Source organism: Paenalcaligenes sp. DL 309, from assembly GCF_057475285.1.
This window is the reverse complement of record NZ_JBYBKW010000024.1, coordinates 1-3,873: the sequence shown is the minus strand read 5'-3', so window position 1 is coordinate 3,873 and position 3,873 is coordinate 1. Positions and strand designations below refer to the sequence as shown.

Below are 3,873 nucleotides of genomic sequence, written 5' to 3'. Positions count from 1 at the left end.
ATGCGGCACGCTCACTCAGCGTAAATCGCGTCATCACGTACTCCACAACGGCCTTTTTACTGGCGGGCTTTACCACTTTTTTGACACGACATCCTTCAACGCCTCATTTTCTAGTAGTTTCTCTGCAAGCAGCTTTTTCAACTTAGCGTTTTCAGATTCGAGCTCTCGAAGTCGCTTCGCCTCATTCACTTCCATGCCCGCATACTTACTGCGCCAGTTATAAAACGTACCCGATGAAATACCGAGCTGACGGCATAGGTCGCCAACCTTGGCACCGGCCTCATGCTCTTTGATGGCACGGATAATTTGTTCTTCGCTGTAACGCTTCTTCATGGTGAGATCTCCTTTTGTCCCAGCTTAATGGAAATCTCATCAACCTTATGGCACTGTTTTTGGGGGATAGGTCAGATATACTCCGGCCTCTCGTCTGATTGACTATATTTCAGATGGCGATATTTGGTCATTTAAGTTCAAAGAAACCAAGTGATTCTACGCAGGCATATTGAATAATAAAAAACCAAATGATGTACGAGCCTTTTTTACCCAATTAATTATTGAAGAGAATGCAGAGTTAATCCAGTCTATTGTTTCCGAAAGTCAGGCCCTACATAAGCAGTTTATGACTGAAGTCATGGAGCAGGTTCCGGCAGCAATACCAATTGAGTTGCTAGGTATTAAAGGGCACTTCATTAAAGTAGAGAGAAGATATCACTCCCACTCCTAGCTCTAGATACAGCTATTGCCATCAAGCATGGTGCGTAATCATATGCGTGTTACTGTCATTGGCCAGAAATCCACTCTCATCTAACGACAATATATACTTACACTAGAATTAACCCTTGAAACTGAAAGTATTTATTTAAGGAAAGGTATTTCTAGCTATGATAGATGTATCAGTAAGTAAGTGGCGCTAAATTAGCGAGTTTTAAAGAAAACAGCTTATACGAGTGAGGTGAGGCTATGGAAAAAAAACAATTAGAAAAACGCTTAAATGCTTACCACCAAGAGCTTAATGATTTAAAGGCAGCACTAGATGCCCACGCCATTGTGGCTATAACGGATGCGAAAGGAACAATCATTGATTGTAATGAGAAGTTCTGTGAGATCTCGCAATACTCACGGGATGAGCTGATCGGACAAAATCATCGTCTAATCAATTCAGGCTATCATCCTAACGCTTTTTTTGAGGAATTGTGGTTGACGATTTCCTCAGGCAACGTCTGGAATGGAGAGGTATGTAACCGAGCTAAAGATGGCTCGCTTTACTGGGTTCACACGACCATTACTCCTTTCAAAGATAGGAGCGGTAAGCCGATAAAGTACATTGCTATCCGTGCCGATATTACAGAGCGTAAGCTGGCAGAACAACGTTTATACCACTTGGCTTGGCATGATGATTTAACGGGATTACCTAATCGCGCCTATTTTTATGATGCATTACAACGGACGATAGATGACATACAAATCACCGACCAATATACCGCCCTTATTTTATTAGATCTAGATAACTTTAAAGATATTAATGACAGGATGGGGCATGCAACAGGGGACAATGTATTACGTAAAGTGGCCAAACAACTAAGTTGTCTAATTAGAGGCCAAGACATAGCGGCTCGTCTGGGAGGAGACGAGTTTGTTATTTTGTTTACGAACCTAGGGCAAATTAGTGATAGAGCGAAGGAGAGGACAAAGCGACTCGCTGAGGAAATACGTAAATCGTTAGAAATGCGATTTACATTAGATGGCTTTCAAGCGCACAGTACGGCTAGTATGGGGTTAGTTTTATTTAATAAAGTCGAAAAAAGTAAATCCATCCTACTAAGTCGTGCTGATATGGCGCTTTATAAAGCGAAAGAGTTAGGGCGTAACCGTGTTTATACATTTAACTCACAGCTAGAAGAGGTGATTATTGAGCGTAATGCGCTACTTCAGGATTTAGAGTACGTTTTAGAGCGTAATGAGTTGACGCTGCGTTATCAATGCATTGTAGATCGACAACGTACCATAAAAGGGTTTGATGCCGATGTTTACTGGAGCCATCCAATTAAGGGAAAACTGCTACCTACTGTCTTTTTAGGGTTAGCTGAGGAAAACAACTTAGATATTCCGATTTTCCAGTGGAAGCTTAAAACGATTTGCAAGCAACTGTCAGAGTGGAGCCAGCTGACTAGTCTGGCTCACTTAACCATAGCGATAGATATCAACGTACGACAGTTGCAAAATGACGCACTCATTGTATCGGTGAGAAATATCGTAGAGCAAACAGGAGTAAATCCCTCTTTAATTTGTCTAAAACTAAGCGAGTCTGTGTATCTCTCAGATATTGAGTTGAATATTCGTAAGATTCAAGAGTTACGGGCGTTAGGAGTTTCATTTTCGTTGGAGGGTTCAGGTACAGAGTTTTCTTCTGTTCAACATATTGAGCGATTACCCCTTGATATATTGCGAGCTCAAAATCGATCTGATCATGTGGGTGATCGCGTAGTTGCCGTCGCTATTAGCGCCTTAGCGCACACATTAAACCTGCAAGCTATCGTGAGCGGAATAGAATTAGATTGGCAGTTTGATTATTTCTTAACACATGGAACTGATTTATTTCAAGGTGATTTATTTTATAAGTCTTTATCAGCGAAGGAAGTGAAAAATCTGTTTTTAAACAAAAATAAGTATATTTTCTAAGTATTATTACTTATTTTTCGGCACCTTGTTAACCTGGCTGAATGATACTATATGTAATGTGTTGTATCTTTGTAGTGGTCAAGTAAAACTGGCCACCAGTTTATAGTTATTCCAGTAATTTGCTTCAGCTTGATTAGGGCTCATGCCGCCATTGTGCCGATGCGGTCTTAACTGACTGTAATAACCGATTAAATATTTCACTATATGCTGCTTAGCTTGAGTCAATGAGTGGTAGCCATACGTTGGCACCCATTCAACCTTTAAACTTCTAAAAAAACGCTCCATAGGTGCATTATCCCAGCAGTTGCCTCGCCGACTCATGCTCGGTTTAATTTGACAATGCCAGAGTGTTTGCCCAAACCTACGGCTTGTATAGTGGCTACCTTGATCACTATGGAACATAACGCCCTTAGGTCGCCCACGGCTTTCATAAACCATATTAAGGGCATCACTGGTCAGCTCACTATCCGGCGTTAAAGACATCGCCCAGCCAACGGGCTTACGCCCAAACAAGTCCATCACAACCGCTAAATACGCCCAACGGTTACCTGTCCAGATATAGGTGACATCACCACACCAAACACGATTGGGCGCATCAACATTGAACTGACGGCCTAACTCATTGGGTGTTTTAACATGCACATCACCTGTTTTCTTGTAAGTATGCCCAGGGATCTGACAGCTTATCAGCCCCAATTTCCTCATCAGACGCCCCGCACGGTAACGACTTAAGGGAACGTTTTGATCCGTGGCCATTTGCGCGATACTTCGCGCACCAGCTGAACCTTCACTCTTTTCAAAGAGCTCTTTAACCTTGGCAATTTCTTTGACCTTAGTGACAGACACAGGCATTTTTGAACGTTGTTTCCAGTACTTAAAGCTGCTGCGATGCACGCCAAATACTTGGCACAGCTTGGTAACTGGGCAGCTCTTCTTGAGTTTCTCGATTAACGAGAAGTGCTCAGGGAGTCCGACATCAAGAGAGCGGTTGTAGCCTTTTTTAATATATCTTTTTCCATTTCAACCTGGCGAATACGCTTTTCAAGCTCACGTATTTTGAGTTGATCGGGGGTCATTGGCGTTGCTTTTGATGTTTCACCGTTACGCTCTTGGCGTAACTGGCGAACCCATCTATCCATGGTTGAATAACCAACACTCATGGCATCCGCTGCCTCTCTAACTGTGTAGTTTTGA

3 protein-coding genes and 1 pseudogene are annotated in these 3,873 nt (G+C 42.4%); 2 read left to right on the top strand and 2 right to left on the bottom strand.

What is annotated here, in order from left to right:
* Positions 1-75: 75 nt before the first annotated feature.
* A pseudogene (locus tag AC2UZJ_RS12375) lies at positions 76-333 on the bottom strand (transposase); the annotation flags it as partial.
* Between the two features lie 169 nt (positions 334-502).
* Between AC2UZJ_RS12375 and AC2UZJ_RS12370 the strand changes: the two are divergent.
* Complete coding sequence (locus AC2UZJ_RS12370; RefSeq protein WP_486950443.1) at positions 503-724, top strand: hypothetical protein; 222 nt, start codon at positions 503-505, stop codon at positions 722-724.
* A gap of 236 nt (positions 725-960) precedes the next feature.
* Positions 961-2,679 carry a putative bifunctional diguanylate cyclase/phosphodiesterase gene (locus AC2UZJ_RS12365; protein ID WP_486950442.1) on the top strand — a complete coding sequence of 573 codons (1,719 nt, stop codon included), beginning with the start codon at positions 961-963 and terminating at the stop codon, positions 2,677-2,679.
* A gap of 78 nt (positions 2,680-2,757) precedes the next feature.
* Here AC2UZJ_RS12365 and AC2UZJ_RS12360 read toward each other — a convergent pair.
* Positions 2,758-3,873, bottom strand: a protein-coding gene (locus tag AC2UZJ_RS12360) for an IS3 family transposase (protein WP_486950441.1) whose coding sequence is annotated in 2 segments (ribosomal slippage) — positions 2,758-3,669 and positions 3,672-3,873 — 1,114 coding nt annotated over the 2 segments. Because the reading frame shifts where the segments join, the coding sequence is not laid out codon by codon here. This gene is flagged as partial in the annotation.